Consider the following 3,465-nt stretch of genomic DNA (forward strand, 5'->3'; position numbering starts at 1 on the left):
GGCACGCTGCGCAGCGGCGCCAGGCCGGACAAGCCCCAGGTGGCCGAGGTGAAGCACACCCGGGAGCAGATCATCCGCCACGATGAGAAGGTGGGCACGCTGCCCATGGTGACGCTGGCGTGGCTCACCCCGCCGTACTTCGGCGAGGGTGATGCCACCGCGGACGTGCTCGCCAACGCGCTGGGCACCGGCAAGTCCAGCCGCCTCTACAAGCGCCTGGTGCTGGAGAAGGGGCTGGCCACCAGCGTGAGCGCCAGCCAGCAGAGCCTCGGCGCCCAGTCCGTCTTCAGCCTCGAGGCCGTGGCCCGGCCCGGCATCTCCAGCGACGCGCTCGTCAAGGAGCTGGACGCCGTGCTGGACGAGGTGCGCCGCGACGGCATCTCGCAGCAGGACCTCAACCGGGCGCGCACGCGCTTCGAGACGCAGATGCTCGCCGGGCTCCAGTCGGTGGGCGGCTTCGGCGGCAAGGCGGACGTGCTGCAGAGCTACAACCACTACGTGAACGACCCGGGCTACCTGGACGAGGACCTGGCGCGCTACGACGCGGTGACGACGGACTCGGTGCGCGACTTCGCCCGCCAGTACCTCAAGCCCGACGCCCGCGTGGTGCTCCACGCCGTGCCCACCCCGAAGGCCCCCGTCTCCAGCGCGAAGGAGCTGCACTGATGCGCCGCCTGTTTGTCGCCGTTTCCGTCCTGGCCCTCGTCATCGGCTGCAAGACGACGCCCGAGCCCGTCCCCGAGACTCCGCCCGCGCCTCCCGCGCCCGAGGCGCCCCCCGCGCCTCCCGCGGAGGACGCCGAGGCCTTCCGCTCGCAGCCGCCCAAGCCGGGCGAGTCCCCCGAGCTGGTGCTGCCGAAGTTCGAGCAGGCGAAGCTGGACAACGGGCTCACCGTGCTGGTGAGCACGCGCAAGGAGCTGCCGCTCGTCTTCACCGGCGTGGCCTTCTCCGCGGGCGGCTCGCAGGACCCCAAGGGCAAGGGGGGCCTGGCGGACATCACCTACAAGATGATGCTGGAGGGCGCGGCCGGGAAGGACACGCTCGCGCTGGACGAGGCCTTCCAGAACCTGGGCGTGTCGCCCTCGGTGAACGTCAACCCGGACGGGGCCTTCATTGGCACGCGGGTGCTCAAGCGCAACTCGGACGCGGCCCTGGCGCTGCTGGCCGACGTGGTGCGCAAGCCCAACTTCGCGCAGAAGGACTTCGAGCGCCGCAAGAAGCTCCAGCTCGCCGAGCTGGTGCGCGCCATGGGCAGCCCGGGCTTCCTCGCGCAGCAGGCGTACCTGGACGCGGTGTTCGGCCCGGAGCACCCCTACGGGCACCCGGTGAGCGGCCTGCCCGCCACGGTGGAGACGGTGTCGCTCCAGGACGTGAAGTCCTTCTACGCCCGGAGCGCGGGCCCCAAGGCCACCGCGCTGGTGATGACGGGGGACATCTCGCTGGAGGAGGCCGTGGGGCTGGCGAAGAAGTACTTCGGTGACTGGAAGGGGAGCGCCGCGCTGCCTGCGGTGCCGACCACTCCGGCCGCGCCGCCCCGCCAGCAGGTGGTGTTCATCCCCAAGCCGGGGTTGGACCAGACTGTGGTGGTGGTGGGCCGGCCGGGCATCGCCGTGGGACACCCGGACGAGCCCGCGCTGGAGCTGGCCACGACGGTGTTCGGCGGCTTCTTCGGCAGCCGGCTGAACATGAACCTGCGCGAGGACAAGGGGTACAGCTACGGGGCGCGAGCCAGCTCGGACGCGCGGCTGGGCGTGGGTCCGCTGACGGCCTCGTCGGCGGTGCGCAAGGACGTGACGGGCCCGGCGCTCGGCGAGGTCTTCGGGGAGATGAAGGGCATCCGCGAGCGCCCCATCACCGAGAAGGAGCTGGAGTCGGCGCGCGAGGGCCTCATCCGCGCCATTCCGGGCGCCTTCGAGTCGGTGGAGGGCCTGGGGGCGAGCGCCGCGCAGCTCTTCTTCCTGCGCCGGCCGATGGACGAGTTCGCGCGCACGGTGGCGGGGCTGGAGAAGGCGACGCCGGCCGAGGTGCAGCGCGTGGCCGAGGCCTACCTGGGCCCCGACGCCATGCAGGTGGTGCTGGTGGGGGACCCGGCGGTCATCCAGCAGCAGGTGGAGCCGCTGAAGCTGGGCAAGCTGGTGCCGCGCGAGCCGGTGGCGCCGCCCGCGGCGAAGCGGTAGCGCCCCCGGAGAGGGACCGGGCCTGAAGCCCTCTTCAGGCCTGGTCCTTGTCCAGCTCTTCCTGACCGCGCGCCCGACGCACTTCCTCGTCGGCCTCGTCGATGGGGCTGCGGATGTCGGGGACGTGGCCGCCCACCTCCGCGTCGCTGTCGAGGGCGAACTTCAGCTCGCGCGTGGGGTGGATGGAGTCGGCGGCGTAGAGGGGCCGGCCGTCATCAGCCTCGAGCCCGCGCTCGACCCGGTCCTTGGCGAAGGGAGGCTTGTGCTCCTCGTCCTCCCTGGGATGCACGGGATCGTACTTCCTCCGCTTGTCGTGGTCGGCCATGGTGACGGGCTCCTCGTGGAACACGGACGCGCGGCGTGCGCGCCCCTACGGTGTTCAATGTGGGGCTCATTCCAGGCGCTCCAAGCTTCCCGGGGAGGGACGAGCCCTGGCCCGCCTGCCCGCCTTCCAGGTGCCGGAGCGGGCGCGCTCAGAGGCGCTGGAGGCGCGGGGCGTGGAACTGGACCCGGGAGCCCGCGTGGTGTGTCTGCAGGCCGATGCGTCCGGCGCGAGGCTTGTGCGCGGGCGCGGTGAGGGCGCACACCTCCACGCCGTTGAGGACGACGCGCAGGTCCAACCCGTTGGCGAGCAGGTCGAAGGTGTTCCACTGGCCCAGTGGCCGGGAGGCCAACCGCAGCGCGGGCGCGAGCAGGTAGAGGGCACCGGTGAGGTGCAGCGCGCTGCCCTGCTTGCCGTGCTCGGGATCCACGCCCCGGTCGTCGATCTGCACCTCGAAGCCGGCCTTCCAGTCGGGCTGTTCGCGCGCGAGTTCGGCGGTGGGGAAGCGGAAGAAGACGCCGGAGTTGTCTTCAATCGACTGCGCGCGCCAGTCCACCTGGAGGCGGAAATCGGAGAACTCGGCGGGGGTGTACCAGAGGAGACCGGAACCGCCCTCGGACTCGAGGACTCCGGGTCCGGCGGGGACGAAGCGACCCTCGCCCGCCATGGCCCAGGCCTCGGGCGTGTCGAAGGACAGGGTCTCGAAGGCGTCCATGGTTCCTCTCAAGGTGACGTGGGGTGGGGCGGACGGCAAACCCAGACACCCGCTGGCATCACCTGGACGACGGAACGCTCCGGGAGAGGCGCATCCAGGCGAACGCGACCCGACGAGCTCGAAGCCCAGGAGCAGGCCGAGGCCGTGGAGGTTCTGGGTCAGCAAGCGGAAGGAGCCCCAACCCTCCAGCAGCATCAGGAAGGTGGCTGGCTCTGGTCGATGTCAGAGGTCATACGTACATTCCCAGCATG

General features: G+C 71.3%; 4 protein-coding genes. 2 read left to right on the plus strand and 2 right to left on the minus strand.

Annotated features, from left to right (window positions below; genetic code table 11):
- Together VF697_RS34050 and VF697_RS34055 are read left to right on the plus strand one after the other, a co-directional pair.
- Window positions 1-666, plus strand: a 666-nt coding sequence (locus tag VF697_RS34050; RefSeq protein WP_331101590.1) for a M16 family metallopeptidase, incomplete at its 5' end; no start/stop codon positions are given.
- A complete protein-coding gene (locus tag VF697_RS34055; RefSeq protein WP_331101592.1) occupies window positions 666-2,177 on the plus strand; it encodes a pitrilysin family protein in 1,512 nt (503 codons plus the stop codon). The genes VF697_RS34050 and VF697_RS34055, both read left to right, overlap by 1 nt.
- A gap of 34 nt (window positions 2,178-2,211) precedes the next feature.
- Here the strand turns inward: VF697_RS34055 and VF697_RS34060 are convergent, their stop codons facing one another.
- The gene (locus VF697_RS34060; protein WP_331101594.1) at window positions 2,212-2,502 is read right to left on the minus strand and encodes a hypothetical protein; all 291 of its coding nucleotides are present in this window, start codon (window positions 2,500-2,502) and stop codon (window positions 2,212-2,214) included.
- A gap of 148 nt (window positions 2,503-2,650) precedes the next feature.
- Entirely contained in the window at window positions 2,651-3,214 is a 564-nt protein-coding gene (locus VF697_RS34065) for a DUF1080 domain-containing protein (protein WP_331101596.1), read from the minus strand.
- Window positions 3,215-3,465: the final 251 nt, after the last annotated feature.

Origin of the sequence: Archangium sp. (assembly GCF_036388035.1) — a bacterium.
Classification (GTDB): domain Bacteria; phylum Myxococcota; class Myxococcia; order Myxococcales; family Myxococcaceae; genus Archangium.

What these genes read in the sequence shown, in the direction of transcription:
- VF697_RS34065 (WP_331101596.1), bottom strand. Translation starts at nt 3,214, where the DNA reads ATGGACGCCTTCGAGACCCTGTCCTTCGACACGCCCGAGGCCTGGGCC.
- VF697_RS34060 (WP_331101594.1), bottom strand. Translation starts at nt 2,502, where the DNA reads ATGGCCGACCACGACAAGCGGAGGAAGTACGATCCCGTGCATCCCAGG.
- VF697_RS34055 (WP_331101592.1), top strand. Translation starts at nt 666, where the DNA reads ATGCGCCGCCTGTTTGTCGCCGTTTCCGTCCTGGCCCTCGTCATCGGC.